The organism is Methylorubrum salsuginis, assembly GCF_900114375.1.
Classification (GTDB): Bacteria; Pseudomonadota; Alphaproteobacteria; order Rhizobiales; family Beijerinckiaceae; genus Methylobacterium; species Methylobacterium salsuginis.
Map to the genome: position 1 here is coordinate 38,599 of NZ_FOSV01000026.1, position 26,372 is coordinate 64,970.

Sequence of the window (26,372 nt, forward strand, 5' to 3'; positions counted from 1 at the left end):
CGGTCACGGAAGGCTCGAAAGAACCGTCCGTGCGGTGATGGGCCGGAGGCGGCCCATCGTGGACTTACTTGAGCTCGACCTTGGCGCCGGCCTTCTCGAGCTGGGCCTTGAGCTTCTCGGCCTCTTCCTTGGTCGCGCCTTCCTTGACGGGCTTGGGCGCGCCCTCGACGAGGTCCTTGGCTTCCTTGAGGCCGAGGCCGGTGATCGCGCGGACCTCCTTGATGACCTCGATCTTCTTGTCGCCGGCCGAGGCCAGGACGACGGTGAACTCGGTCTGCTCCTCGGCGGCCGGGGCAGCGGCGCCACCAGCGGCCGGGCCGGCAACGGCGACGGCGGCAGCGGCGGAGACGCCCCACTTCTCCTCGAGGAGCTTGGCGAGCTCGGCGGCCTCGAGAACGGTCAGCGAGGAGAGGTCCTCGACGATCTTGGCGAGATCAGCCATGTGCGTATTCCTTCAGGTATATCGGTTCGAACGGATGGTTTTGCGAGGGGGAGAAACGGCTCAGGCCGCCTCGTCCTTCTTGGCATAGGCCCCGAACACGCGGGCGAGCTTGGCCGCCGGCGCGTTGACGACCTGGGCGATCTTGGTCGCGGGAGCCTGGATGAGGCCCACGAGCTTGCCGCGCAGTTCGTCGAGGGACGGCAGGGTGGCCAGAGCCTTCACGCCGTCGGGGTTCAGGGCAGTCGTTCCCATGGCGCCGCCGAGAATCACGAGCTTGTCGTTCGTCTTGGCGAAGTCCACCGCAACCTTGGCGGCCGCGACCGGATCGCTCGAATAGGCGAGCAGGGTCGGGCCCTTCAGGAGGGGCTTGATGGAGGCGACGTCCGTGCCATCGAGAGCGATGCTGGCGAGCCGGTTCTTGGCGACCTTCACGGTGGCGCCGGCCTGCTTCATCTGCGCGCGCAGCTTCTGCATGTCGGCGACCGTGAGGCCCTTGTAGTGGGCCACGACGACGACGGCGTTCGTGGTGAACACGCCGTTGAGCGTCGAGACGAGATCAGCTTTAGCTGTCCTGTCCACTGGTGCTCTCTCCGGTTGGCGGAACCTGGAGCGGGTCCGCCGGTTGCACATGCCGCCCGGAACGGATCTGGCGCGAAGCCGGATCCGTCGGGCGACGTCTCACGGCCCTGTCCCCTTGAAGCGCCGAGCGGCCCCTCGCAGGTGAGATTGGTTCAAACCGAGGCCTCTCCGTTGCGCTGTCGCGCCCCGGCGAGGGTCTAGAAGTTCGGTCTTCCCCGTCTGTGCAGGCTGTCGCCGATTAAGCCGGTCGCCCGGCGCCTGCAGTCTCGGACAGGACATGGCCGGACGAAGGCTCCGCGGCAGAGATGCCCCGAAGACCCTTCCGGCCATCGCCGCCCGGTTGCCCGAGCGGCATCTCGAATGGAAACCGACCGATCGGTCGATCCCTTATCCATGGGTGAATCTGTGGAGCGCGGTCTATAGCGGCGTGCAAGCTCCCTGCCAAGTCCCGCCCCGCGACTTTTCCGTCGCAGGCAAGCGGGATCGGCGAGCGCGGCCGGGGCGCCTTGCGACGCTGCGGCATTGCCGCGCTTTTCCTGAAGGCCTGCCGAAGACTACGCTGCCCCGATGACGCCCGCCACCGTCGCCATCGTCATCGCTACGCCCAGGGGCCTGCGCCACCTCGCAAGCTCCTCCGAGCGCGCCGCGGCGGGCCCGGCGGAAGACGTGCTGCGCGGCCTCGGGGCTGCGGTGCGGAGCGCGAGTTTCTGGGTCCAATGCGCCGACCCGGCCGCGCAGGCGCGGCTGACGAGCTATTTGTGGGACGTGAAGGCGGAAATTCTGGCGGAGCCCACGGAGTAGAGCGCCGATCCATCTCTCCTCCGCGGGCGAGGGTCGGGAGAAGGGAGCGATGCTTCCGGCGAATTCTCTGTCGACGGCGGTCAAGCGGAGCCGTGGTTCCCTTCTTCCGTCCGCTCCGCTGACACCCTCCCCCGCAGAGGGGGGAGGGTTATTCTCGTCAGCCCCTCACGCCGCCTCGCGCTCCGGGGTGAGCCGGCGCCGGGCGTTCTCCCACCAGCTGCGTTGGCGGGCGGCCTCCTGCTCGGCGGCCTTGGCCGCGTAGAACGAGGCGTTGTGCTCGCCGCGCAGCGCCTCGCGGGTGAAGCGGATCAGGTGGTGGGCGACGAAGCCCATGTTGAACACTGCCTCGATCTGGCCCTTGCGGAGGGCATGGCCCGCCGCCCGCCAGAACGGCTTGCGGTAATCCGAGAAGATCCCGACCCGGGTGATGATGTTGAAGCCGAGGATCAGGCCACGGCGCAGGTTGGTGAAGGTGAGCTTGCCCGCCGTCGGCGTGACGATTCGGTTGCCGTAGGTCACGTCGCACTGGTGCTTGAAGCGCTCGAACAGGTTTTCCGGCCCGTAGGCGTGGGCGATGGCCCGGCGCCAGCTCGCCACCACGGTGTCGTGCGGGCGCTTGAACAGCACGTTCGATTCGAGGCTGGCGTCGTGCAGCAACCGGCCCTCACGCTCCAGCCGGTCCCAGAGCGGCGTCTTGGGCAGCGCCTGCAGCAGGTTGATCGTCAGCACCGGGATCGCCGACTTGTCGATGAAGTCGATCAGGTTCTGCTCCGACTTGTCGGTGTCGGAATCGAGCCCGAGGATGATGCCCGAGGTCACCTCCAGGCCGTAGGAGTTCAGCGTCGCGATCGCCTCGTACATCGGCACGGCGGCGTTGTGGGTCTTGTCGATGCCCTTGAGCGCGTCCGCCTCCGGCGTCTCGATGCCGACGAACACGGTCATGAAGTTGGCCTGCCGCATCAGCTCGAGGATCTCGGGCTGCTTGGCCATGTTCAGCGTCGCCTCGCAGGCGAACTGGAGCGGGTAGTTGTTCTTCTTCTGCCATTCGACGAGGTGCGGCAGCATCTCGCGGGTCGCCTTGCGGTTGGCGATGAAGTTGTCGTCGACGAAGTAGACCACCGCCGGGTGCCCCGGCTGGCTGATGATGGCGTCGAGCTCGGCGCACATCTGCTCCGGCGACTTCAGCCGCGGCTGGCGGCCGTAGAGCTGCGGGATGTCGCAGAACTCGCAGCGGTAGGGGCAGCCCGAGGAGAACTGGAGCGACCCGATCAGGTAGCGCTTGAGCGGCACCGCCCCATAGGCGGGGGCCGGGAACTCGGAGAGCGCGAGCCGGTCCTTGGTGTCGAGCACGATTTGGGCGTCGGGCCGGGTGAGGTCGCGGTCCAGAATCTCGATCAGGCGGTCGGTGGCGTCGCCGATCTCGCCGACATGGAGATAGTCGAAATCCGGATATTTTTCCGGGGCGCCGGAGACCGAGGGTCCGCCGAGCACCGCGACCTTGCCGGCGGCGTGCGCGCGGCGGCCGATGTCGTGGATCTGCCCCTCTTGGATGTGCATGCCGGAGACGAACACCGCGTCGGCCCAGGCGAACTCTTCCGCCGAGGCCGGCTTGATGTTCTCATCGACGAAGCGGCACTCCCAGGTCTCGGGCATGTAGGCCGCGATGACGAGGAGACCCTGGGGCGGCATGAACGCCTTCACGCCGCCCATCAAAGGATAGGCGTGTGAGAACGTCCCGAAGGACGGCGTATAGGCGGGGAAGACGCAGAGAATGCGCCGGCGGGACGAGATGGGAAGGGTGCAACGCATGGCGGCTTATCTAGCACAGCCGCGGGCGTTGGCCTCCCCCTTCCGCGTCACGTTGCGGTGCGACGCGATGCACCCAGGAACGCGATGGGTGGGGCGGCCTCGCGCTCCAGCGGCACGTCGATGATGCAGCGCAGGCCGTCGGGGGCGAAGTCGAGGCGCACGTCGCCGTCGAGTTCGCGGGCGATGCCGCCGGTGATGAGGCGGCTGCCGAAGCCCCGGCGCCGGGGCTGGGATACGGGCGGACCGCCGGTCTCGCGCCATTCAATATGCAGGCGCTCCCGGCCCGACTCGCCCCGGCTCACCCGCCACGCGACGCTGACGCGGCCCGCCTCGGTCGAGAGCGCGCCGTACTTGGCCGCGTTGGTGGTGAGTTCGTGCGCGGTCATGCCGAGCGCCAGCACGTAGCGCGGCGGCAATTCCAGCTCTTCGCCGGTGAGCGTCACATGGTCCGCGCCCGACCGATAGGGCGACAACTCGTTCTCCAGCACCTGCCGCAGGGGCGCGCGGGTCCAATCGCGGCGCGTCAGCAGATCGTGGGTCTTGGACAGCGCCAGAATGCGGTTTTCGAGCTGCACCACCTGCTCCTCGCCCCCGCGCGACTGGCGGGCGAGCGACTGCACGGTGGCGAGCGTGTTCTTCACCCGGTGGTTCAGTTCGTGCAGCATGGTGATCTGCTGCTCCTGCAACGCCCGGCTCTTCGCGAGTTCGGCCTTCAGGCTCTCCTCGTGGTGCTGGAGGTCGGCGGCCATCCGGTCGAAGGCCCGGCCGAGCTTTCCGAATTCCGAGGGGCCGGTCAGCCCCGATCGGACGCTTAGATCGCCCGCGCTCCAGGCGCCGGCCGCGTCGAGGAGTTGGCGCACGGGGCGGCGGATGAAGCGGCGCCCGCCCCAGAGCGCGGCCAGCACCGCGATCAGGGTGCCGAGGGCGATCAGCACCGCGCCGCGCTTCGTCGCCGCGTCGATGTCGGCGAAGGCGAGTTCGCGGCTCAGGCCCACCACGACGGTGAGGCCGTCCAGCGCCCCGTCCGGCCGCACCAGGCCGGTGATGCGCCGGTCCCCGAGCAGGCCTTGAAGCTCCCACACCCCGCCGCCGGCGGCGGCGCGTTCGAGGCCGTCCGCGAAAGCCTTGGGCACGGCGCGCCCGAGCCAGGTCTCCGTATCGGGCAAGCGCACCAGCACGATGCCGTTGTGGTCGGTCACCGTGACGGTCGCGTCGCGCGGCAGTCCGGCCGTGCCGAGCCGGCGCCCGAGCCAGTCGGGGTCGAAGCCGAGGGCGATCAGGCCGACGATGTCGTCCGAGGGGTCCCGCAGCGGATGGGCGAACTGGATCGTCGGCAGACCGGTGCCACGGCTGATGACGTATTCGCCGACCGCCGAACGGCCGGTCGCCATCACGCGCTTGAAGTAGGCGCGATCGGCCAGCGAGTAGGCGCCGGGCGCCGCGCCGCGGCTGTTGCAGACGAGGTTGCCCTCGCGGTCGGTCACGACGATGATCCGCGAGCCGGAGATCCGCCCGGCGACCGCACGCAGGAAGGGCGTGCAGGCGGCGGCCTCCCGGTTCCGGATCACGGGTTCCTCGGCCAGGATGTCGAGGGTCTGGCGGGCGCCGTCGGCGAAGTCGGCGAGGTCGGCGGCGACAGCCTGCGCGCCGCGCAAAGCCGCCGCCCGCACGGCGTCGGAGCGGGATTCCCGCAGGGCCTGCTCGTTGTAGACCTGCACGGCGACCGCGGGCGCGAGCGCCAGCAGCACGAGCAGAAGGATGCGCCCCGTAAGGGTCACGGTGCCGGCCCTCCGGCAGGCGGCATCCCGCGCATCTCGGCCCCTCCCATATCCGGTCTCTCCGCCGGTCGTCCGGCGACCGTCCCGGTTGCGGGCCGATGCCCGAAGCGGGCGTGGCCCGCCGCCATGGGTTATCAAATCATGGGATCGGGGCAACCGCAGGGCTCGGTCAAAAGGAAGAGGGCGCCCGGCCTTGCGGCCGGACGCCCTCGTTCAAAGGACCCGTGAGACGGATCGATCAGGCGGTGAGCACCGTCGAGGGCTCGACCTTCACGCCCGGGCCCATCGTCGAGGTGACGGCGATGCGCTGGATGTAGGTGCCCTTGGCGCCGGTGGGCTTCGCCTTGGCGACCGCATCGGCGAAGGCCTTGATGTTCTCGACGAGCTTCTGCTCGTCGAAGGACACCTTGCCGACGCCAGCGTGGATGATGCCGGCCTTCTCGACGCGGAACTCCACCGCGCCGCCCTTGGCGGCGGCGACGGCGCCCTTCACGTCCATGGTGACGGTGCCGACCTTCGGGTTCGGCATCAGGCCGCGCGGGCCCAGCACCTTACCGAGACGGCCGACGAGCGGCATCAGGTCCGGGGTCGCGATGCAGCGGTCGAACTCGATCTTGCCGCTCTGGACGATCTCGAGGAGATCCTCGGCGCCGACGATGTCGGCACCGGCCGCCTTGGCGTCGTCCGCCTTGGCGCCGCGGGCGAAGACCGCCACGCGGACCGTACGGCCGGAGCCGTTCGGCAGGTTGCAGACGCCGCGGACCATCTGGTCGGCGTGGCGCGGATCGACGCCGAGATTCATCGAGATCTCGACGGTCTCGTCGAACTTGGCGTTGGCCTTGGCCTTCACCAGCTTGATCGCCTCGTCGATGGCGTAGAGCTTGGCCGGCTCGATGCCCTCGCGGGCGGAGCGGATGCGCTTTCCTTCGCGTGCCATATCGCCCTCCCCTTACGCGACGACTTCGAGACCCATGGCCCGCGCGGAGCCACGGATCATCGCGACCGCCGAATCGACGTTGTCGCAGTTGAGGTCGGGCATCTTCTTCTCGGCGATCTCACGAAGCTGAGCCTCGGTGATCTTGCCGACGGTCGGGCCCTTGCCGGGGGTCTTGGAGCCGGAGGCCGGCTTCTTGCCGAGCTTCAGGCCCACCGCCTTCTTGAGGAAGTAGGTGACCGGCGGCTGCTTCATCTCGAAGGTGAAGGAACGGTCCTGATACGCGGTGATGATCACCGGGATCGGGGTGCCCTTCTCCATCTGCGCGGTCTTCGCATTGAAGGCCTTGCAGAATTCCATGATGTTGAGGCCGCGCTGACCGAGCGCGGGGCCGATCGGCGGCGACGGGTTGGCGGCGCCGGCCGGGACCTGAAGCTTCACGTAGCCCGTGATCTTCTTCGCCATGGGACTGCTCCCAAAGTGTGCGCGTCCCCGCGCTGCCTAGGCACGGTCGGACGGGCGGTTGCAGGTCGCGGTGCGATCCGTGGATCCCGGAGGCGAAGCCGGGCGGATCTCCCGCGGATGACGACGGGCCGAACGGCGCCGCCGATTTTTTCGGCCGGCGCGAAGCGCGAGCCGAAAATCAGGATGAGATCAAGTCAGGACCGACTCACCTCGAAAGTCGAAAAATCAGGCCTTCTCGACCTGCCCGTATTCCAGCTCGACCGGGGTGGCGCGGCCGAAGATCGAGACCGCGACCTTGAGGCGGGAGCGGGCCTCGTCGATCTCCTCCACCGTGCCGTTGAAGGAGGCGAAGGGACCGTCGGCGACGCGCACCGTCTCGCCGATCTCGAAGGAGACGGTGTGCTTGGGGCGCTCCACGCCCTCCTGCACCTGCCCCTTGATCCGCTCGGCCTCGGCGTCCGGGATCGGTACGGGCTTGGCCTTGTCGGCGCCCAGGAAGCCGGTGACCTTGGGGGTGTTCTTGATGAGGTGGTAGACCTCGTCGGTCAGGTCGCACTTCACCAGCACGTAGCCGGGGAAGAACTTGCGCTCCGCATCGACCTTGCGGCCGCGGCGCACTTCCGTGACCTTCTCGGTCGGGACCATGACCTCGTCGAACAGTTCGGTCAGCCCACGCTGGGCCGCCTGGTCCTTGATGGACTGGGCGACCTTGTTCTCGAAGTTCGAGTAGGCGTGGACGATGTACCAGCGCTTCGACACGGGTCTTCTCAACTCCTCGGCGTCCGGGGACGGCCGTAAAAATTCAGGCGGCCGAAAATCAGGCGCCGATGCCCAGGATCAGGCCGACGGCGATGCGCAGGACCTGATCGACGGCGACGAAGAACAGGCTCGCGACCACCACCATGATGAACACCATCACGGTGGTGATGGTGGTCTCCTTGCGGGTCGGCCACGTGACCTTGCGGGCCTCGTCGCGCACTTCGCCGAAGAACTGCGCCGGGCTCGTCCGCTTGGGGGCGGGGCGCGCGGGCGGCGTCGGGCGCTGGGGCGACGTGGAGGGGGCTCCACGGGCTGGCATGCGCGCCGCGTCGGCTTTCTTGGTCGCTTCGTTCGATGCCATGGCGCACTTGAGACGAAAAGGGATCCGGGAACCGCGTATCGCGGTGCGAGGACCTTCAAGGTCCGGCACCGACGGTCTCTGACGATCTCGGGATGAGCCCGCTCTAGCGCAAGAGATGCGGCTTGTCGATGGGCCGGACGTCGAGGCGGGAAGGAAGGTGGAGGCGCCCGTGGCAGGAGTGGAGGGACTCGAACCCCCAACCCCCGGTTTTGGAGACCGGTGCTCTGACCAGTTGAGCTACACTCCTACGGCGCGCGGGGCGCGGCTCGCGTCATGCCGTAACACGGGCGCCGACGCAAGAGATTTGCGAGGGGGATGCGCACCGGCGTGGTGCGGCCCTCGCGAGGCAGGGGGCCGATTCCCGGCGCCCTGCCCTGTTCGAAGCGGTTCCGGGCTCAGCCCGCGTCGCTGGCGCCCTCGCCCGCGAGCTGCGGGTTGCGGGTGGCCGGGCGCACGGGGCTGTCGGTCGTGGGGCGGCCTTCGAGCGCCTTCTGCACCAGCGGGTCGAGCCGGTCGCCGGCCTCCTCGGCATAGCCTTCGAGGTCGCGGCGCATCTTCGGCGTCCAGAAGGCGACGATGTGATTGTGCACGCCCGCCACCGCCTCGTCCTCCGGGTAGGACCGGAAGAACAGGGCGATCTGGTTGGCCATGCGCACCAGCTTGTCGTTGGGATTCGTCGCGCTCATCGCCCGCTCAAAGTGTCCGTGTGCTGAACTGATACCGCTCCGGTCCGAACCGGCAGGCCGGGCGCGGGCCGTGGCCCGCGCCCCAACTCCCAGGAAATCACTCCGCCGCTTCGGCGATGCGGGTGAGCGAGAAGTCCTCTTCGTAGAACTTCGCCTGCCAGTCGGAGGGCCGGTTGGTGCGCCGGACCTGCACCGCCGTCACCTTGTACTCGGGGCAGTTGGTGGCCCAGTCCGAGTAGTCGGTGGTGATGACGTTGGCGCCGGTCTTGGCGTGGTGGAAGGTCGTGTAGACGATCCCCGGCTGCATCCGGTCGGTCACCTTGGCCTTCAGGGCGATGTCGCCGGAGCGGCTCTCCAGGGCGACGAGATCGCCGTCGACGATGCCGCGCAGCTCCGCGTCGAAGGGATGGATCTCCAGCACGTCCTCCTCGTGCCAGCGCGAATTCTCGGTGCGCCGGGTCTGCGCGCCGACATTGTACTGGGAGAGGATGCGGCCGGTGGTGAGGATCAGCGGGAACTTGCCCGTGGTCCGCTCGTCGGTGGCGACGTACTCGGTGATCATGAAGCGGCCCTTGCCGCGCACGAACCGGTCGACGTGCATCATCGGGGTGCCGAGCGGCGCCTTCTCGTTGCACGGCCACTGGATCGAGCCCATCTCCTCCAGCTTGGCGTAGGAGACGCCCGCGAAGCTCGGGGTCAGCGCGGCGATCTCGTCCATGATCTCGGAGGGATGGGTGTACTCCATCTTGTAGCCGAGCGCGTTGGCGAGCAGCACCGTGCCCTCCCAGTCGCCGTAGCCGCCCATCGGGGCCATCACCTTGCGCACGCGGCTGATGCGGCGCTCGGCGTTGGTGAAGGTGCCGTCCTTCTCGAGGAAGGAGGCGCCCGGCAGGAAGACGTGGGCGTACTTGGCGGTCTCGTTCAGGAACAGGTCCTGGATCACGATGCACTCCATGGCCCTGAGGCCGGAGGTGACGTGATGGGTGTCGGGGTCGGACTGCGCGATGTCCTCGCCCTGGATGTACATGCCCTTGAAGGTGCCGGAGACGGCCTCGTCCAGCATGTTGGTGATGCGCAGGCCCGGCGCGTTGTCGAGCTTGGCCCCCCAGATCGCCTCGAAGCTCTCGCGGGTAGCGTCGTCCGAGACGTGGCGGTAACCCGGCAGCTCGTGCGGGAACGAGCCCATGTCGCAGGAGCCCTGCACGTTGTTCTGGCCGCGCAGCGGGTTCACGCCCGCGCCCACCATGCCGATATTGCCGGTGGCCATGGCGAGGTTGGCCATGCCCATGACCATGGTCGAGCCCTGGCTGTGCTCGGTGACGCCGAGACCGTAGTAGATCGCGGCGCGGCCGCCGGTGGCGTAGAGGCGGGCGGCCTCGCGGATCGCCTGCGGATCGACGCCGGTGATGGCCTGGGCGGCCTCGGGCGAGTTGCGCTCCTCGGCGATGAAGCGGGCCCAGGACTCGAACTCCGCCAGATCGCAGCGTTCGCGGACGTAGTCCTCGGCGATCAGACCCTCGGTCACGATGACGTGGGCGAAGGCGTTGACGAAGGCGACGTTGGAGCCGGGCTTGAGCGGAAGGTGGTAGTCCGCCTTCACGTGGGGCGACTTCACGAGGTCGATCTTGCGCGGGTCGGCGACGATGAGCTTGGCGCCCTCGCGGATGCGCTTCTTCATGCGCGAGCCGAAGACCGGGTGACCGTCGGTCGGGTTGGCGCCGATGACGAGGATCACGTCGGATTCCTCGACCGATTTGAAGTCCTGCGTGCCGGCCGAGGTGCCGAGCGTGGACATCAGGCCGTAGCCGGTCGGCGAGTGGCAGACGCGGGCGCAGGTGTCGACGTTGTTGTTGCCGAAGGCGGCGCGCACGAGCTTCTGGACGAGGTAGGCCTCCTCGTTGGTGCAGCGCGACGAGGTGATGCCGCCGACCGAGTCGCGGCCGTATTGGGCCTGGATGCGCTTGAACTCGCTGGCCGCGTGGTTGATCGCCTCCTCCCAGGAGACTTCGCGCCACGGATCCGTGATCTTCTCGCGGATCATCGGCTTGGTGATGCGGTCCTTGTGGGTGGCGTAGCCGTAGGCGAAGCGGCCCTTGACGCAGCTATGGCCTTCGTTGGCCTTGCCGCCCTTGTAGGGTACCATGCGGACGACCTTGTCGCCCTGCATCTCGGCCTTGAAGGCGCAGCCGACGCCGCAATAGGCGCAGGTCGTCACCGCCGAATGGTCGGGCTGGCCGTACTGGTGGACCGTCTTCTCCTGCAGGGTCGCGGTCGGGCAGGCCTGGACGCAGGCGCCGCAGGACACGCATTCGGACTGCATGAAGTTGGTCGGGCCCGCCGCCACGCGGCTGTCGAAGCCGCGGCCTTGAATCGTGAGCGCGAAGGTGCCCTGCGTCTCCTCGCAGGCGCGGACGCAGCGGTTGCAGACGATGCACTTCGACGGGTCGTAGGTGAAGTAGGGGTTCGACTCGTCCTTGGGCAGGTAGCGCTCGGAGGTCGGCCGGACGTGGTTGTCGCCCTCGTAGCCGTAGCGCACGTCGCGCAGGCCCACTTGGCCGGCGGTGTCCTGCAACTCGCAATCGCCGTTGGCCGCGCAGGTCAGGCAGTCGAGCGGGTGGTCGGAGATGTAGAGCTCCATCACGCCCTTGCGCAGGCGATGCAGCTTCTCGTTCTGGGTGTGCACGACCATGCCGTTCTCGGCCGGGGTGGTGCAGGAGGCCGGGGTGCCGCGGCGGCCCTCGATCTCGACGAGGCACATGCGGCAGGAGCCGAACGGCTCCAGCGAATCGGTGGCGCAGAGCTTCGGGATCTTGGTGCCCATCTGCATCGCGGCGGCCATCACCGAGGTGCCCGCCGGCACCGTCACGCTCTCGCCGTCGATGGTCAGCGTCACCGTCTGCTCGGAGAGCCGGATCGGCGTGCCGTAATCGATTTCCTTGATGAGGGTCATCGGTGGCCTCCTCACTCGGCCGCGACGGGCAGATCGCCCGTGCGCCGGAAGTCGTCGGGGAAGTTGGTGATCGCGCTCATGACGGGCATCGGCGTGAGGCCGCCCATGGCGCAGAGCGAACCGTCGGTCATGACCTCGCAGAGGTCCTCGACGAGCTTGAGGTTGGCCTCCGGGCGGATGCCGGCGATGACCTTGTCCATGGTCTCGACGCCGCGGGTCGCGCCGATGCGGCAGGGGGTGCACTTGCCGCAGGATTCGGTGGCGCAGAACTCGAAGGCGAAGCGGGCTTGCTTGGCCATGTCCACGGTGTCGTCGAACACCACGATGCCGCCATGGCCGACGAGGCCCTTCTTGGCCGCCATCGCCTCGTAATCGAGGGGCGTGTCGAGGAGTTCGTCGGGGAAGTAGGCGCCCAGCGGACCGCCGACCTGCACCGCGCGCACCGGACGGCCCGAGGCCGTGCCGCCGCCGAACTCCTCGATCACCTGACGGATGGTGATGCCGAAGGCGTACTCGATCAGGCCGCCGTGCCGGATGTTGCCGGCGAGCTGGATCGGCAGGGTGCCGAGCGAGCGGCCCATGCCGTAATCGGCATAGGCCTTGGCGCCGTGCTCGAGGATGTAGGGCACGGCCGTGAAGGTCATGACGTTGTTGACCAGCGTCGGCTTGCCGAGGAAACCCTTGAGCGCCGGGATCGGGGGCTTGGCCCGCACGATGCCGCGCTTGCCTTCCAGGCTCTCCAGCAGCGAGGTCTCCTCGCCGCAGATATAGGCGCCGGCCCCGAGGCGGACTTCGAGGTGGAAGGCCTTGCCGCTTCCCAGGATGTCGTCGCCGAGCACGCCGGCCTTGACGCCGTTGGCGATGGCCTCGCGCAGGGTCTTGAACGCCTGCGGGTATTCGGAACGGCAGTAGATGTAGCCCCGGGTCGCCCCCGTGGCGACCGCCGCGATGGTCATGCCCTCGATCAGGTTGAAGGGGTCGCCCTCCATCATGATGCGGTCGGCGAAGGTGCCGGAATCGCCCTCGTCGGCGTTGCAGACCACGTATTTCTGCTCGGACTTGGCGAGCATCACCGTGTTCCACTTGATGCCCGCCGGGAAGCCGGCGCCGCCGCGCCCGCGCAGGCCCGAGTCGCGCACCTCCCCGACGATGCCCTCGGCGTCGCGCTTCAGCGCGGCTTCGAGCCCGCGATAGCCGCCATGGGCCCGGTAATCCTCGACCGAGACCGGATCGACCACGCCGCAGCGGTGGAAGGTCAGCCGATGCTGCTTCGCCAGAAACGGAATTTCTTCCGGGTTTCCGAGGCGGAGCGCGTGTTCGCCGCCCTCGACGAAATTCGCATCGAGCAGGCCCTCGACATCGGCCGGGGTGACCGGGCCGTAGGCGATGCGGCCCTCAGCCGTGCCGACTTCGACCATCGGCTCCAGCCACAGCATCCCGCGGGTGCCGGTGCGGACGATGCGGACATCGAGGCCGCGGGCTTCCGCGCCCTTGAACAGGGCACGGGCGACGCGGTTGGCGCCGAGCCCGAGGGCGACGGCGTCCTGCGGGACGTAGATCGTGATGCTCACGCCCGGGTCTCCTTCAGCGCGGCGTCGAGGGAATCGGCGGTCAGCCGGGCGAGCGGCTCGTCGTCGATGAGGGCGGCCGGCGCGTTGGCGCACAGGCCGAGGCAGTAGACCGGCTCGACGGTTACGCCGTCGGCGCTGGTGCCGTGCCAGTCGCAGCCCATGCGGGAGAGGATCTCGCCGTGCAGCCGGTCGCAGCCCATCGCCTGGCAGGCCTCGGCCCGGCACAGCTTGACGTGGTGGCGACCGGCCGGGGGCTCGCGGCGGAAGTCGTGATAGAACGTCAGGCAGCCATGCACTTCGGCGCGCGAGAGGTTCAGCGCGTCGGCGATCATCGGCACGGCCTCGGCGTCGACGTAGCCGAAGGTCTCCTGGAGCGCGTGCAGAATCGGGAGCGTCGCGCCCTCGAGCGTTTGCAGCTCGGCGACGATTCCGGCCGCCCGCGTGGCGTTCCAAGGCTCAAGAGGGGCCATCGGTTTCCTGCCCAGATTGGTCTCGTTCTTGGAACCGATCCAACCAAGGCTGGCACTAAAGTTCAATCAAGCAGTCGCGTCGATCGACAAAACTTTTTGATCACGAGCGCTGGTTTGCATTGCAAAAGCATGGCAATGCAGGGCAAATTTTTTTTGATATCGGATCAAAAAGGTTTGCCGGGTCGGGGTCGGAACTTTCCTGCCAAGTTATTCGGATGGGGTGTTCGTCGTTCCCGAAGATACTGGGCACACTCGGCTTATGCTCTTTTCGGCCGATGATGAGGGTCGCTTATGCCATCGGCGCCGGTGGCGGTGACGGGGCTCGATCCACACCCATGAGCGGTGGACCATGCGCCGGTTTGCCTCCCGTGATCCGGCACTGCCATGCCAGGGGAGCAACCCTATCGGCAGGATCGTGCAGGTCTCCAAGGGCTTCCTTTAAGGGGATCGGGCCTCGTTTCTCCCGTCATTGCGCGGCGCAGCCGAGCCATCCGGCGCTCCGAACGCACCGAAATGGGGGCCTAACGGCACCGTCTGGTCGGCACGGTGTCGCCCTCTCTGGAAAAGTCGCGCCCCGGATCGCTTCGGCTCCGCCTCGCGATGACGGCATGGGGCGGAGCGACCAGAGATGTCCTCAATCCACCAGCGCGGCGTAGGTCAGCACCCGCAATTCCCGCCGCAGCGGTAGCGCCGAGGACGGCACGAGTTGGGCCTGGAGCACCACCGCCATGTCCTCGGCGGGGTCGATCCAGAAGGAGGTGCTGGCGACCCCGCCCCAGGCGACTTCGCCCGGCGTGCCGACGATCTGCGCGGCGGCCGGGTCGAGCATCACCGAGAAGCCGAGGCCGAAGCCGATGCCGGCATAGGACGATTCGGCGAAGCGCGGCTGGCCCATCGCGGCGAGGTCGCCGGGCAGGTGGTTCGTCAGCATCAGGTCGACGGTCTTGCGCCCGAGGAGCCGCACGCCGTCGAGCACGCCGCGGTTCAGGATCAGCCGGCAGAAGCGGAGATAGTCGTGCGTGGTCGAGACCAGCCCGCCGCCGCCCGAGGCCAGGGGCGGCACCCGCAAGAACTTGCTGTCGGTGCTGTCGTCGTAGAGCTTGAGCTTGCCTTCGCGGTCGAAGATGTAGTTGGCGGCAAAGCGCGGCCGCTTCTCCTCCGGCACGGAAAAGTCGGTGTCCAGCATGGCGAGCGGGTGCAGGATGCGCTCCCGCATGAACGCGGCGAAGTCGAGGCCGGAGACCACCGCGACGAGGTGGCCGAGGACGTCGGTGGCGACCGAATAGTTCCACTCAGTCCCCGGCTGGGCCAAGAGCGGCTGCTGCGCCAGCCGGCCGACGAGGTCGCCGAGGCTGAGCTTCGAGGTCTGGAAGTCGATCTCGTTGGCCCGGTAGAGGGCATCGACCAGCGTCGCCTCCATGAAGCCGTAGGTCAGGCCGCTGGTGTGGGTGAGGAGGTCGCGGATCGTGATCGGGCGGAGCGCCGGCACGGTCTCGAGCTTGGCCCGGTTGCCGCCGACCATCACCCGCATCTCGGCGAATTCCGGCAGGAAGCGCGCGACCGGATCGTCGAGCTGAAACCGGCCCTCCTCGTAGAGCATCAGCACCGCGAGCGAGGTCAGCGGCTTCGTCATCGAGTATATGCGGGTGATGGTGTCGGCGGCAAAGGGCTTTTGCCGTGCGAGGTCGGCATGGCCGTGGGCGCGGAAGAACGCGGTCTTGCCGCCGCGCATCACCGCGACCGAGAGTCCGGCGAGCCGCCCCGTCTCGACATAGCCGCGCATCCAGGCATCGACCCGCTCCAGCCGGTCGGGGCACAGGCCGACGGCTCTTGGATCGGTCTCGACCGGCATGGGCGGCTCCTTGCGTTGAGGTCTGCGCGGCCGGTGTAGCGGCCACGGCCGGATCGGCGCCAGCCCGAATTCCGTCACCACCCCATCGTGCCGGGCCCGCCCTTGAACGGGCCGACGAGGCCCGGCGTGATCCAGCCGCCGTAGAAGCCGCCGGGCTGCGGCTCGGCCCGCACGTCGCCGACGAGACAGGAATCCATGGGTCCGGCATAGAAGGCGATGGCGCCGGCGATTCTGCGGAAGTCCGGCGTCGGGTCCGGGTAGGCCCAGGCGGCGCCCGGCGCCTGTCGACCGCCGCCGGTCACGTCGAACAGCACCGCCCGCCCCTTCCACTCGCAGATCCCGGCCCGGCGCGGCGGCCCCAGCACGCCCAGGGCGACGTCTTCGGGCGGAAAGTAGTAGGTCGGCGGGTGGCTGGTCTCCAGCACGCGAAAACCCGCCGTCGTCGAGGCGATGGTCTGCCCGCCGAGGACGACCGTCAGCCGCTCCTTCACCGGCTCCAGCCGGGGTGGGCGAGGATAGTCCCAGACGCTTTCCTGTCCGGGGCCGGGGCGGATGGGGATGGGCCGCACGGGCGCCTCCGTTGATGGTGGAACACCGGTTTGTCGCGGCTCGCCCTCATGCTAGCGCGAAGAGACCTCGGGAGAAGGACGACGCCTTGAGCGAGCTTGCAGACTACGCCCTGTTCCTCGATTTCGACGGCACCCTGGTCGAGATCGCGCCGCGGCCCGACGCGGTGCGGGTCGATCCCGGCCTCGTGCCGACGCTGGAGCGGCTGCGCACCCGGCTCGGCGGGGCGCTCGCCATCGTGACCGGGCGGCCGGTCACGGTGATCGACGATTTCCTGGCGCCCGCCCGGTTCGACGTCGCCGGCCTGCACGGCGTCGAGCAGCGGGTGGACGGGCGTTTGAGCGGCGGACGTCCCGAGGACCATCCGGCCCTGCGCGCGGGCGTCGAGCGGCTGCATGCCGAGACCGCCCGCTACGAGGCGGTGCTGATCGAGGACAAGGGCGCCTCGGTGGCGGTCCATTGGCGCCTCGCCGCGACCGCCGACGCCGAGGCCGCGGAGACGATCGTCAAGGCGGTGGCGGCCGATCTCGGCGGCGCCTACCGGCTCCAGCTCGGCAAGGCGGTGGGCGAGATCGTGCCGGCCGCCGCCACCAAGGGCCACGCGATCCGGGCCTTCGGGGAGGCCGCCCCCTATGCCGGCCGTCGCGCGATTTTTTTAGGCGACGACCGCACCGACGAGATCGCCTTCGCCTCGGTCAACGCGGACGGCGGCATCAGCGTCCGCATCGGCGACGGCGAGACCGTCGCGCCTTACCGCCTCGCTACGCCCGCCGACGTGCGGGCGCTGCTGACTGCCTGGGCCGAGGGCGGCGCCGTCGACCCGGAGGCGCTGCCGCGGGCTTGAGGTGTTGGCTGAATTGCTCCCCGCCGTCATTCCGGGTTCGCCTGCGGCGCCCCGGACGGACGGCGGAGGGTTTGGGCAGCCGGGCCATGAACGGCCATGAAGGCAACCCGCCCCTGATCCCACGCTTGTCGACCGGATCGCGGACCCTCTGTTAGGGTCGCCGCAGCAGAACACGGCGAGAGACGACGGCAGACGCATGTTCGAATTTCCGGTGCTGGTCGGGGATATCGGCGGGACCAATGCCCGCTTCGGCCTGATCGAGACGAAGGGGGCGGCGCCCCGGGTCCTCGCCCACGAGCCGACGGCGGGCTATGCCGATCCCAGCGCGGCGATCCGCGCCGCCCTCGACAAGAGCGGTGCGCCGGCTCCCCGCTCGGCGATCCTGGCCATCGCCGGCCGGGTCGATTCGCCTGCGGTGCAGCTCACCAACGCCCATTGGGTGGTCGCCGGAGAAGCGATCGGCCGGGATTTCGACTTGGCGCGGGTCACGGTGGTCAACGATTACGTGCCGGTGGCGGCGGGGGCGGCGGCCATCGCCCCCGACGATCTGACGCTGATCGGCCCCCAGGCGAGCGACGCGCGGGGGCCGCGGGTGGTGCTCGGGCCCGGCACCGGCTTCGGCGCGGCGGCGCTGGTGCCCTACGAGGATCGCCTCGCCATCGTCTCGACCGAGGCCGGTCACACCGATCTCGGGCCCTCCGACGCGGCCGAGACCGAGATCTGGGCCGCCGTCGAGCGCACCGACGACCGGGTCACCGTCGAGACCCTGCTCTCCGGCCCCGGCCTATCGCGCCTCCATGCGGCGATTCGGCGGGTGCGGGCGGGCGGCGATGCCCCCCCGCTCGACCCCGCCGCCATCACCCGCACCGGCCTCTCGGGCGAGGATCCCCACGCTCGGGAAGCGCTCGACCTGTTCGCCCGGCTGCTCGGCCGCGTTTGCGGCGACCTCGCCCTCACCTTCCTGGCGACCGGCGGCGTCTATATCGGCGGCGGCATCGCCCCGCGGATCGTGCCCGTGCTGCGGGCGGGCGGGTTCCGGGCCGCGTTCGAGCGCAAGGCGCCGTTCGCGGCCGAGATGCGCGCGGTCCCCACCAGCGTCATCACCGTGAAGGACCCGGCCTTCGGCGGTCTCGCCGCGCTCGCCAGCGAGGGCGGGCGCTTCGTCTATCACGGGCAGGTCTGGACGCCGCGCGGCTGACCGCCCGCGGCCGAAGATCGTTCCTTACGGCCGGGCGCGAAGGGCGCCCCGCCGAGCGGGCCGTGGGCGCCCGAGCGGGGCGCCGGAGGCAGGCACGATCAAGCGCGCGTGCGCGCGGCCACGAGGCCGAGATGGGCCGTGAAGGCGTCGGCCGACATCGGGCGGCCGAACAGGTAGCCCTGGAGCTGGCGGCAGCCCAGATGGATCAGCCAGAGGGCCTGCGAGGAATCCTCCACGCCCTCGGAGACCAGGCGTAGATCGAGCGCCCGGGCGATCTGCACCATGGCACTGAGAATGCAGCGGGCCTTGTGGTCGGTCGCCACGTCCTGGGTCAGCAGGCGGTCGAGCTTGAGCGTGTGGATCGGCAATTGGCGCAGGTAGCCGATATTCGAGTAGCCGACCCCGAAATCGTCCAGCGCGACGCGCACGCCGTGGGCGGCGAGCCGCTCCAGCTGCGCCCGCGCCCGGTCGAGATCGGCGAGCAGCACCTCCTCGGTGATCTCCACGGTGAGCGCGCGGGCGGGGAAGTCGAGTTCGGCGAGCAGCGCGATCACCTCGTCGGCGACCGATCCGGCCTTGAACTGGCTCGGCGAGAGGTTGACCGAGAGGTAGTCGAGCCGCCCCGCGGCGATCCAGCGGCGGGCCGGCGGGCAGGCCCGGCGCATCATCGCGGCGAACAGGTCGGGCATCAGCCCGCGCTCCTCGGCCAGTCCGAGGAAGGCGCCGGGCGCGAGGAAGCCGAGGGTCGGATGGATCCAGCGGGCGAGGGCCTCGGCCCCCACCGGGCGGCAATCGGCGCCCTCGACGATCGGCTGGAACCACGGTTCGATGCCGCCCTCCCGGATCGCCCGGACGAGGTCCTCGCCGAGCGCGTGGCGCGCCTCGACCGCGCGGCCCATGGCTCCGTCGAACAGAGTCGTGGCGAGGCGGGTCGTCTTCGAGCGATAGAGGGCGATGTCGGCGAAGCGCTGCAGCTCGCCCCCCGTCCGCGCGTCGTCGGGGACGACCGCGATGCCGACCGAGCAGGAGGCCGCCAGGCTGCGCCCGCGATACGGGATCGGTTGTCGGATCGCGGCGGCGATGTCCTCGCCGAGGCGGGCCAGATCGGTGCCGGGCGGGGCCGGCAGGAGGGCGGCGAACTCGTCGCCGCCGAGCCGGGCCACCACGGCATCGGGCCCGAACCGCGCCGTCAGGCGGCGTGCGGTGTGTTGGAGAAAGATGTCGCCGGCCTCGTGGCCGAGGCTGTCGTTGATGTCCTTGAAGCGGTCGAGGTCGAGCAGGAGCAGGGCGAAGCGCGTCCCGTCGCGGTGCCCGTCCGCGAGGCGCTCGTCGAGGGCGCGGGCGAACCGGGTCCGGTTGGCGAGCCCGGTGAGCTGGTCCCGTTCGGCGAGTTCGAGGGCGCGGGCGCGGGCCTGGGCGAGTTCGTGGGTGCGCTCCGCGACCCGCCCCTCCAACTCCGCGGCGAAGAGGCCGAGCTGCCGGTTGAGGTCGTACAGCTCCCGCGACTTGGCCTCCAGCAGCGTCTCCGCCTCGGTACGGGCCGCGCGCTCGCGGGCGAGCCGGCGCTCCAGCCGCCGGATGCGGGCCTCGGCGTCGGACGGGCCGGGCGGCGCTTCCGAAGGCTCCTCTCGGAGCGCGACGACGGGGAGGGGTTCCGGCGGCACGGGATCAGGCGGCGTGGCGGATGGAGAAGCGGACGAAACTGCCCCCCGGCTCCGCCACCCGCGCCGTCGCGATGGCGACGGGCTGCCGGTAATGGTCGGCGGCCGCGCGGATCATGCCCTCCGCCAGCGCTTCGAGCGGGCGGCAGCTCTCGTAGTCGAGTTCGATCGCGTCCGCGCCCCGGCGGCTGAGGCGGAACACCGGAAGCTCGGCATCGGGATAGAGCTTGCGCACCTCGGCGTGGATATGCCCGTTGGCGCTGCCGAGGAACTCGAACAGGTTCGGCTGCGCGGCGAAGAATTCCGGATAGGTCGCGGCGAAACGGCCGCACAGGTGTCGCCCGAATTGCCCGAGCAGTTCGGCGGCGGGCGTCTTGGTGAGGCGCGACAGGGCGGCGATCAGCGCCTGCATCTCCGTGTGCGCATAGGTGCCGACTGCCGTATAGGCGCCGCCGCTCGGCACGGCAGCCTCGTCGATGATATCGTCGGCCATGTCGGAGCCGAGCGTCATGGACACGAAGTCCAGAAATTCAGTGAACACCACGCCCTTCATGACGGTCCGCCGATGTTGACGTTTGTTAAGACGCTGGCGCAGAAGGTTTTACGATCACGTTAAGGCGGTCGCTGCTTCCGGTGCGCACCGTCCCTGCCGTTCTCCGACCCGTCCGTGCATCGGCGCTCGAACTCGCATCAGGCGGGAAACGGCACCATTACGAATGTTGCAGCGGTTCCGAAGTCGGTCGCAGCGGATCCGGGCGGCCCATGACCTTGGACGATTGCGCACCCGTGACGGCGCGTCGGCTTCGGGGCGTGGGAAACGCACCGTCCTGCCGGCCGGGTGCCGGCACGGCTGGCACCGATCCAACGGTCTGTTAACCATGGCGGCGCGATAACCCGATCCGTCCCGCCGGCCTCGCCCCGAGGCGGGCCGGGAGCGTGGAGCCGCCCAGAGTCCGACCATGCGCGCCAAGCCCTTCCTTCGCGCCTGCCCCCTCCTCCTCGCGGCCCTCGCCCTCCCGGCCGCCGTGCAGGCCGCACCGCGCTCCGCCAAGACTTCGGCGAAGGCCCGTGGCGCAGCGGGCGTCACGATCGATTACAGCGTGAACCTCGCCGGGATCCCGATCGGCAACGCCCGGCTCACCGGCGCCTTCGAGGGCCCGCGCTACCGCATGGACGTGTCGGCGGTGCTGACCGGCCTCGTCGGCGCGGTGACCGGCGGCCAGGGCTCGGCCCGCTCCAGTGGCACGCTGGCGCAGGCTCCGCTGCCGAACGCCTTCTCGATCGCCACCCGCACCAGCAATTCCGGCATTGCCGTGCGCATGGCGCTGGCGAACGGCAACGTCACCCAGGCCGAGGTGACCCCGCCGCTGCTCGACACCGGCGACCGCGTGCCCGTCACCGCGGCGGTCAAGCGCGGCGTGGTCGACCCGGCGAGCGCGCTCGCCATGCCGGCCCGCACCAAGGGGGCGCTCCTCGACCCCGAGAACTGCAACCGCACGCTCCCCGTGTTCGACGGCGCGACCCGCTTCGATGTCGTGCTGAGCTACGGCGAGACCCGCGAGATCCAGAAGCCCGGCTATGCCGGCCCGGTGCTCGTCTGCAACGCCCGCTACGTCGCCATCGCCGGCCACCGGCCCGACCGGCCCGGCGTGAAGTTCATGGAAGAGAACCGCGACATGTCGGTCTGGCTCGCCCCCGTCGAGGCGGCGCGGGTGCTGGTGCCGATGCGCATCGCCGTGCGCACCACGCTCGGCACCAACATCATCGAGGCGACCCGCTGGACCCAGAGCGGCACCGGTACCGCGCAGGGCAGCGAGACCGCGACGGTCGCCGACGCCAGCCTTCCGGGGCAGTGACGGCCGACGGGGCGCGGCCGTGACCGCCCTCCCCCTGCCGCGCAGGGTCCGGGCCGCGGCGTTCGCGGTCGCCGCCGCCGCGAGCCCGGCCCAGGCCGGTCCCCTCACCACCGGTCCCGATTGCGGCCCCGACGCCTTCTCCCACGCCGAGGTGATCGAGCATCGCCCGCCCCGCCGCGGACCGCTCACGGCCGTGCCGCAGACGCTTTGCACCGACCTCGCGCCGCAGGCGCCGCCGGCCTCCGTCGACATCCATCTCTATCCGGGACTCGGTGCCCCGGTTGGCAGGCAGGCCCCCGGCGACCCATATGAGGGAGGCCGCCGCGGCCACGCCCCGCGCCCGTAGCGGTCTCCCGCCTCTCCGACGGCCTCGATCGCCGTAGGGAACGCCCCCGCCGCATGACGCTTCGCCACCTTTCCCGCGAGTCCCGCGCGCGCGGCGTGACGGCGGTGCTCGGGCCCACCAACACGGGCAAGACGCACCTCTCCATCGAGCGGATGCTCCAGCATCCCACCGGCATGATCGGCCTGCCGCTGCGGCTGCTCGCCCGCGAGGTTTACTTGCGCGTCGTCGCCAAGGTCGGCGTGGAGAACGTCGCCCTCGTGACCGGCGAAGAGAAAATAAAGCCGGACCGGCCGCGCTACTGGATCTGCACCATCGAGGCGATGCCGCGCGACCTCGAGGTCGCGTTCGTGGCGATCGACGAGATCCAGCTCGCCGCCGACATGGACCGCGGCCATGTCTTCACCGACCGCCTGCTCTATCGGCGGGGCCGCGAGGAGACGCTGCTGATCGGCTCCTCGACCATGAAGCCGCTGGTCGAATCCCTCATCCCCGGCGTGCAGACGACGACGCGCCCGCGCCTGTCGCAACTGACCTTCGCGGGTGAAAAAAAGATCTCGCGCCTGCCCCACCGCACGGCGATCGTCGCCTTCTCGGCCGAGGAGGTCTACGCCATCGCCGAGCTGATCCGGCGCCAGCGCGGCGGCGCGGCGGTGGTGCTCGGCGCGCTGAGCCCCCGCACCCGCAATTCCCAGGTCGAGCTCTACCAGTCGGGCGACGTCGATTATCTCGTCGCCACCGACGCGGTCGGCATGGGGCTCAACCTCGATGTCGATCACGTGGCGTTCGCGGCCAACTGGAAATACGACGGCACCCGCTTCCGCAAGCTGACCCCCGCCGAGATGGGGCAGATCGCGGGCCGCGCCGGGCGCCACATCGCGGACGGCACCTTCGGCTCCACCGGACGCTGCCCACCCTTCGAGCCGGAGATGGTCGAGGCGCTGGAGAGCCACGACTTCGAGCCCCTGCGCGTCCTGCAATGGCGCAACCCCGACCTCGATTTCGGCTCGCTGGAGGCGCTTCAGGCCAGCCTCGACGTGCATCCGCAGGAGCAGGGCCTGACCCGCGCCCCCATGGGCGAGGACCAGCAGGCGCTGGAAATCCTGATGCGCGAGGAGGACATCCGCGACGTCGCCAAGGGTCCGGCGGCGGTGCGCCGCCTCTGGGACGCCTGCGGCCTGCCGGACTACCGCAAGGTCCATCCGCAGACCCACGCCGACCTCGTGGCGCAGCTCTACCGCTTCCTGATGCGCGGCATGGCCGGTCGCATCCCCAACGACTGGTTCGCCCGCCACGTGGCGATGATCGACCGCACCGACGGCGACATCGACGCCCTGTCCCAGCGCATCGCGCAAGGCCGCACCTGGACCTTCGTGGCGAATCGCCCCGACTGGTTGCTCGATCCTCTGCATTGGCAGGGCGAGACGCGTCGGGTAGAGGACAGGCTGTCCGACGCCCTGCACGAGCGCCTTGCGAGCCGCTTCGTCGACAGGCGCACCAGCGTCCTGATGCGGCGCCTGAGAGAGAAGACGATGCTGGAAGCCGAGATCACCTCCGGCGGTGACGTCACCGTCGAAGGGCAACATGTGGGCCGTCTGCACGGCTTCCAATTCGTGCCGGACCCTCAGGCCGAGGGGCACGAGGCCAAGACCCTGCGCTCGGCCGCCGAGAAGGCGCTCGCCGGCGAGATCGAGGCCAGGGCCGACCGCTTCGCCTCGGCGGCGGATGCGGCGCTGGTGCTCTCGCACGATGGCGTGATCCGCTGGACCGGCGATCCGGTCGCCAAGCTGACGCCGGGCGACAAGCTGTTCGAGCCCGGCATCCGGCTGGTCGCCGACGACAGCCTCGCGGGCCCGGCGCGCGAGAAGGTCGAGACGCGGCTAACCGCGTGGCTGCGCGCCCACGTGACGCGCCTGCTCGGTCCGCTGATGGAGATCGAATCGGCCGCCGACCTCACCGGGCTCGCCCGCGGCATCGGCTATCAGGTGGTCGAGGCCCTGGGCGTGCTGGAGCGCGCCAAGGTCGCGCACGAGATGCGCAGCCTCGATCAGGACGGGCGCGCGAATCTGCGCCGCCACGGCGTGCGCTTCGGCGCCTACCACATCTTCCTGCCGGCCCTGCTGAAGCCCGCGCCACGCACGCTCGCCGCCCAGCTCTGGGCGCTCAAGAGCGGCGGCCTCGACCAGCCGGGCCTCGACGAGATCGCGCATCTGGCGGGCTCCGGCCGCACCTCGATCAAGGTCGATCCGGCCATCGCCAAGGGTCTCTACCGCGCCGCCGGCTTCCGGGTGTGCGGCGAGCGTGCCGTGCGCGTCGACATCCTCGAGCGTCTGGCCGACCTGATCCGCCCGGCCATCGCCTACCGCCCCGGCACGACGGTGGGCGAACCCCCGGCCGGGACCGCCGACGGCGACGGGTTCGTGGCGACCGTCAACATGACCTCGCTGGTCGGCTGCTCGGGCGAGGATTTCGCCTCGATCCTGAAGTCGCTCGGCTACGTCGCGCAGTCGCGGCCGGGTCCGGCCATCACCGTCCCGCTCATCGCCGCCGCCCCCACCGTGCCGGCGGCGCGCCCCGCCGAGGCGGCGCCGCAGGACGCCGCCTCCGACGAGACGGCCTCTCAGGATGTCGCGGCCAAGGCGGAGGCCGCCGACGCGCAGCCCGAGGCTGCGGAGCCGGACGGCGAGACGCCTCCGGTCGCCGCGGAAGGTTCTTCCGAGGACGCCCCGGCCTCCGAGACCGCCGCCGGAGAGTCGGCCTCCGAGACCCCGGCCGCGGCTCCCGCCGAGGAGCCGGCCGCTCCGAGCGAAGAGACCACCGAGGCACCGGTCGAGCCGGCTCCGAGCGAGGACACCGCGCCGATGCCGGCCGAGACGGCGCAGGCCGTCGAGGATGCGGCCGCGACCGGCGAGGTCGAGGCGGTCGATGCCGCCGATTCCTCCGTGCCGACCGAGGATGCCGCCGTCCCCGAGGCCGAGGCACCCGCCGCCCCGGCCGAGCCGGAGGCGATCGAGGTGTGGCACCTGCACCGTCCGCAGCGTCAGTCCGGCCCGCGCCACGGCCGCGGTCAGGGACGCCAAGACGGGCGGCAAGACGGTCGCGAAGGGGGGCGTGAAGGGGGCCGCGAGGGCGGTCGCCGGGATGGGCGCGGCGGCGAGGGCCGCGGCGACGGCCAGGGCCCGCGCCGTCCCCGTGAGGACCGGCCCGAGGGCGGTCGTCCGCCCCGTCCGGAAGCGCGCGGCGAAGGCCGTGGCGAGAACCGCGGCGAGGGCGGCCCGCGCCGCGACGGCGGTCCGCGCAACCGTCCCGATCGCCGCGACGACAACCGCCGTCCGCCCCAGGAGCAGCGCCCGCCGCGCCGCGAGCGCCAGCCCGATCCCGATTCGCCCTTCGCGGCGCTCGCCGCCCTGAAGGCGAAGCTCGAATCGGACGGGGGCAAGCGCTGAGGGCTTTTCGCCCTCGGACGCGATGAGCGAGGCGCGCCAGCGCCTCGACAAGTGGCTGTGGTTCGCGCGCTTCGCCCGGACCCGGTCGATGGCGGCCCGGTTGGTCGCCGACGGCCATGTCCGCGTCAACGGCACGCGGGCGGTCGCGCCGGCCAAGGCGGTCCATCTCGGTGACGTGCTGACGGTGGCCGCCCCCCACGGCACCATGCTGGTGCGCATCCTCGACCTCGGCGAGCGCCGCGGCGGCGCCCCGGAGGCGCAGCGGCTGTACGAGGCGGTCGGGGAAGACGCCGGTCCTTGATCGGGATCGTGGCGATGGGCAGGGCTTCAAGCCCCGGCGCCGATCCGCCGGTTCAATCGATTTCTACCGCCGTCATGGCGGGCTTCGCCGAAGGCGAGAACCCGGAAGCCACGACTGGCCGCGACGCCCGAGTCCAGCCGCGCATCACGGGTGGAAGCCGGGTTCGACCGTGCGGCACCGGAATGACGGCCGCGGGTCGGATCGGCAAAATCCAGCCTCGTAGGGCGCCGTCACCCAAGCCCCATGGCCCGAGCGAAAAATCCATTGCTTGATCATCGCCGCTTAAGCCTCTAAGCGGTCCGCGCCTTTATGTCCGGCATCGGCCGGGCGTGTCCGCGATAGGAATGCACGATGGGCAAGGAAAAGTTTTCCCGCACGAAGCCGCACTGCAACATCGGCACGATCGGTCACGTCGATCACGGTAAGACGTCTCTGACGGCGGCGATCACGAAGGTGCTGGCGGAGTCGGGTGGGGCGACCTTCACGGCCTACGACCAGATCGACAAGGCCCCCGAGGAGAAGGCGCGCGGCATCACGATCTCGACCGCCCACGTCGAGTACGAGACCAACAACCGCCACTACGCCCACGTCGACTGCCCCGGCCACGCCGACTACGTGAAGAACATGATCACGGGCGCGGCGCAGATGGACGGCGCGATCCTGGTGGTGTCGGCGGCCGACGGCCCGATGCCGCAGACC

Annotated in this window: 24 protein-coding genes and 1 tRNA gene; 8 read left to right on the forward strand and 17 right to left on the reverse strand. The window is 70.1% G+C overall.

Annotated features, from left to right (window positions below):
- Positions 1-64: 64 nt before the first annotated feature.
- Positions 65-442, reverse strand: a complete 378-nt coding sequence (rplL, locus tag BM140_RS21680; protein ID WP_091951029.1) for a 50S ribosomal protein L7/L12 — start codon at positions 440-442, stop codon at positions 65-67.
- Positions 443-502: 60 nt separating this feature from the next.
- On the reverse strand, positions 503-1,021 hold the full coding sequence (gene rplJ, locus BM140_RS21685) for a 50S ribosomal protein L10 (RefSeq protein ID WP_091951031.1): 519 nt from the start codon (positions 1,019-1,021) through the stop codon (positions 503-505).
- Positions 1,022-1,588: 567 nt separating this feature from the next.
- On the opposite strand from rplJ, the gene BM140_RS21690 reads away from it, so the two are divergent.
- Positions 1,589-1,822 (forward strand): hypothetical protein, encoded by a 234-nt coding sequence (locus BM140_RS21690; RefSeq protein WP_091951033.1) that lies wholly within the window; start codon positions 1,589-1,591, stop codon positions 1,820-1,822.
- A 165-nt stretch (positions 1,823-1,987) separates the two neighbouring features.
- Here the strand turns inward: BM140_RS21690 and BM140_RS21695 are convergent, their stop codons facing one another.
- From BM140_RS21695 to BM140_RS21755, 13 genes are all read right to left on the reverse strand, one after another.
- Positions 1,988-3,631, reverse strand: coding sequence for a B12-binding domain-containing radical SAM protein (locus BM140_RS21695; protein ID WP_091951035.1), 1,644 nt, complete (start codon positions 3,629-3,631; stop codon positions 1,988-1,990).
- Between the two features lie 47 nt (positions 3,632-3,678).
- Entirely contained in the window at positions 3,679-5,409 is a 1,731-nt protein-coding gene (locus BM140_RS21700; RefSeq protein WP_091951037.1) for a sensor histidine kinase, read from the reverse strand.
- A 238-nt stretch (positions 5,410-5,647) separates the two neighbouring features.
- Positions 5,648-6,346 carry a 50S ribosomal protein L1 gene (gene rplA / locus BM140_RS21705; protein ID WP_091951039.1) on the reverse strand — a complete coding sequence of 233 codons (699 nt, stop codon included), beginning with the start codon at positions 6,344-6,346 and terminating at the stop codon, positions 5,648-5,650.
- 12 nt (positions 6,347-6,358) lie between these two features.
- Positions 6,359-6,808: a 50S ribosomal protein L11 gene (rplK, locus tag BM140_RS21710; protein ID WP_091951041.1), complete on the reverse strand. Its 450-nt coding sequence runs from the start codon at positions 6,806-6,808 to the stop codon at positions 6,359-6,361.
- 225 nt (positions 6,809-7,033) lie between these two features.
- Complete coding sequence (nusG, locus tag BM140_RS21715; protein ID WP_091951043.1) at positions 7,034-7,567, reverse strand: transcription termination/antitermination protein NusG; 534 nt, start codon at positions 7,565-7,567, stop codon at positions 7,034-7,036.
- Between the two features lie 58 nt (positions 7,568-7,625).
- The gene (secE, locus tag BM140_RS21720; RefSeq protein ID WP_091951045.1) at positions 7,626-7,928 is read right to left on the reverse strand and encodes a preprotein translocase subunit SecE; all 303 of its coding nucleotides are present in this window, start codon (positions 7,926-7,928) and stop codon (positions 7,626-7,628) included.
- Between the two features lie 170 nt (positions 7,929-8,098).
- Positions 8,099-8,175 (reverse strand) — tRNA-Trp (locus BM140_RS21725).
- A gap of 148 nt (positions 8,176-8,323) precedes the next feature.
- Positions 8,324-8,614 (reverse strand): formate dehydrogenase subunit delta, encoded by a 291-nt coding sequence (locus BM140_RS21730; RefSeq protein ID WP_091951047.1) that lies wholly within the window; start codon positions 8,612-8,614, stop codon positions 8,324-8,326.
- Positions 8,615-8,711: 97 nt separating this feature from the next.
- Positions 8,712-11,564, reverse strand: coding sequence for a formate dehydrogenase subunit alpha (gene fdhF, locus BM140_RS21735; protein WP_091951049.1), 2,853 nt, complete (start codon positions 11,562-11,564; stop codon positions 8,712-8,714).
- Positions 11,565-11,575: 11 nt separating this feature from the next.
- Entirely contained in the window at positions 11,576-13,135 is a 1,560-nt protein-coding gene (locus tag BM140_RS21740) for a formate dehydrogenase beta subunit (protein WP_091951051.1), read from the reverse strand.
- Positions 13,132-13,605 carry a formate dehydrogenase subunit gamma gene (locus BM140_RS21745; protein WP_091951053.1) on the reverse strand — a complete coding sequence of 158 codons (474 nt, stop codon included), beginning with the start codon at positions 13,603-13,605 and terminating at the stop codon, positions 13,132-13,134. The genes BM140_RS21740 and BM140_RS21745 overlap by 4 nt, the downstream gene beginning before the upstream one ends.
- Before the next feature lie 634 nt (positions 13,606-14,239).
- Positions 14,240-15,457 carry a serine hydrolase domain-containing protein gene (locus BM140_RS21750; RefSeq protein WP_091951055.1) on the reverse strand — a complete coding sequence of 406 codons (1,218 nt, stop codon included), beginning with the start codon at positions 15,455-15,457 and terminating at the stop codon, positions 14,240-14,242.
- A 74-nt stretch (positions 15,458-15,531) separates the two neighbouring features.
- Positions 15,532-16,026 (reverse strand): DUF427 domain-containing protein, encoded by a 495-nt coding sequence (locus BM140_RS21755; RefSeq protein WP_091951057.1) that lies wholly within the window; start codon positions 16,024-16,026, stop codon positions 15,532-15,534.
- An 86-nt stretch (positions 16,027-16,112) separates the two neighbouring features.
- On the opposite strand from BM140_RS21755, the gene otsB reads away from it, so the two are divergent.
- Positions 16,113-16,868 (forward strand): trehalose-phosphatase, encoded by a 756-nt coding sequence (gene otsB, locus BM140_RS21760; RefSeq protein ID WP_091951059.1) that lies wholly within the window; start codon positions 16,113-16,115, stop codon positions 16,866-16,868.
- Between the two features lie 196 nt (positions 16,869-17,064).
- On the forward strand, positions 17,065-18,066 hold the full coding sequence (locus BM140_RS21765) for a glucokinase (protein ID WP_091951061.1): 1,002 nt from the start codon (positions 17,065-17,067) through the stop codon (positions 18,064-18,066).
- Positions 18,067-18,164: 98 nt separating this feature from the next.
- Here BM140_RS21765 and BM140_RS21770 read toward each other — a convergent pair whose 3' ends face one another.
- Complete coding sequence (locus BM140_RS21770; protein ID WP_091951063.1) at positions 18,165-19,730, reverse strand: putative bifunctional diguanylate cyclase/phosphodiesterase; 1,566 nt, start codon at positions 19,728-19,730, stop codon at positions 18,165-18,167.
- A gap of 4 nt (positions 19,731-19,734) precedes the next feature.
- Positions 19,735-20,280, reverse strand: a complete 546-nt coding sequence (locus BM140_RS21775; RefSeq protein ID WP_091951065.1) for a heme NO-binding domain-containing protein — start codon at positions 20,278-20,280, stop codon at positions 19,735-19,737.
- A 406-nt stretch (positions 20,281-20,686) separates the two neighbouring features.
- On the opposite strand from BM140_RS21775, the gene BM140_RS21780 reads away from it, so the two are divergent.
- The 5 genes from BM140_RS21780 to BM140_RS21800 form a co-directional block, all read left to right on the forward strand.
- Positions 20,687-21,583: a DUF3108 domain-containing protein gene (locus BM140_RS21780; protein ID WP_091951067.1), complete on the forward strand. Its 897-nt coding sequence runs from the start codon at positions 20,687-20,689 to the stop codon at positions 21,581-21,583.
- A gap of 34 nt (positions 21,584-21,617) precedes the next feature.
- Positions 21,618-21,929, forward strand: coding sequence for a hypothetical protein (locus BM140_RS21785; RefSeq protein ID WP_425287079.1), 312 nt, complete (start codon positions 21,618-21,620; stop codon positions 21,927-21,929).
- Positions 21,930-21,982: 53 nt separating this feature from the next.
- On the forward strand, positions 21,983-25,372 hold the full coding sequence (locus tag BM140_RS21790) for a helicase-related protein (protein WP_091951071.1): 3,390 nt from the start codon (positions 21,983-21,985) through the stop codon (positions 25,370-25,372).
- A 22-nt stretch (positions 25,373-25,394) separates the two neighbouring features.
- A complete protein-coding gene (locus BM140_RS21795; protein ID WP_091951073.1) occupies positions 25,395-25,673 on the forward strand; it encodes an RNA-binding S4 domain-containing protein in 279 nt (92 codons plus the stop codon).
- A 351-nt stretch (positions 25,674-26,024) separates the two neighbouring features.
- The coding region (locus BM140_RS21800; protein WP_207549493.1) for a GTP-binding protein at positions 26,025-26,372 on the forward strand (348 nt) is incomplete at its 3' end.

Bases quoted from the DNA above. Each gene is read 5' to 3' on its own strand.
- BM140_RS21730 (WP_091951047.1), bottom strand. From the start codon at position 8,614: ATGAGCGCGACGAATCCCAACGACAAGCTGGTGCGCATGGCCAACCAG.
- BM140_RS21790 (WP_091951071.1), top strand. From the start codon at position 21,983: ATGACGCTTCGCCACCTTTCCCGCGAGTCCCGCGCGCGCGGCGTGACG.
- rplL (WP_091951029.1), bottom strand. From the start codon at position 442: ATGGCTGATCTCGCCAAGATCGTCGAGGACCTCTCCTCGCTGACCGTT.
- fdhF (WP_091951049.1), bottom strand. From the start codon at position 11,564: ATGACCCTCATCAAGGAAATCGATTACGGCACGCCGATCCGGCTCTCC.
- rplK (WP_091951041.1), bottom strand. From the start codon at position 6,808: ATGGCGAAGAAGATCACGGGCTACGTGAAGCTTCAGGTCCCGGCCGGC.
- BM140_RS21795 (WP_091951073.1), top strand. From the start codon at position 25,395: ATGAGCGAGGCGCGCCAGCGCCTCGACAAGTGGCTGTGGTTCGCGCGC.
- BM140_RS21695 (WP_091951035.1), bottom strand. From the start codon at position 3,631: ATGCGTTGCACCCTTCCCATCTCGTCCCGCCGGCGCATTCTCTGCGTC.
- BM140_RS21690 (WP_091951033.1), top strand. From the start codon at position 1,589: ATGACGCCCGCCACCGTCGCCATCGTCATCGCTACGCCCAGGGGCCTG.
- rplA (WP_091951039.1), bottom strand. From the start codon at position 6,346: ATGGCACGCGAAGGAAAGCGCATCCGCTCCGCCCGCGAGGGCATCGAG.
- BM140_RS21750 (WP_091951055.1), bottom strand. From the start codon at position 15,457: ATGCCGGTCGAGACCGATCCAAGAGCCGTCGGCCTGTGCCCCGACCGG.
- BM140_RS21775 (WP_091951065.1), bottom strand. From the start codon at position 20,280: ATGAAGGGCGTGGTGTTCACTGAATTTCTGGACTTCGTGTCCATGACG.
- BM140_RS21745 (WP_091951053.1), bottom strand. From the start codon at position 13,605: ATGGCCCCTCTTGAGCCTTGGAACGCCACGCGGGCGGCCGGAATCGTC.
- BM140_RS21780 (WP_091951067.1), top strand. From the start codon at position 20,687: ATGCGCGCCAAGCCCTTCCTTCGCGCCTGCCCCCTCCTCCTCGCGGCC.
- BM140_RS21765 (WP_091951061.1), top strand. From the start codon at position 17,065: ATGTTCGAATTTCCGGTGCTGGTCGGGGATATCGGCGGGACCAATGCC.
- secE (WP_091951045.1), bottom strand. From the start codon at position 7,928: ATGGCATCGAACGAAGCGACCAAGAAAGCCGACGCGGCGCGCATGCCA.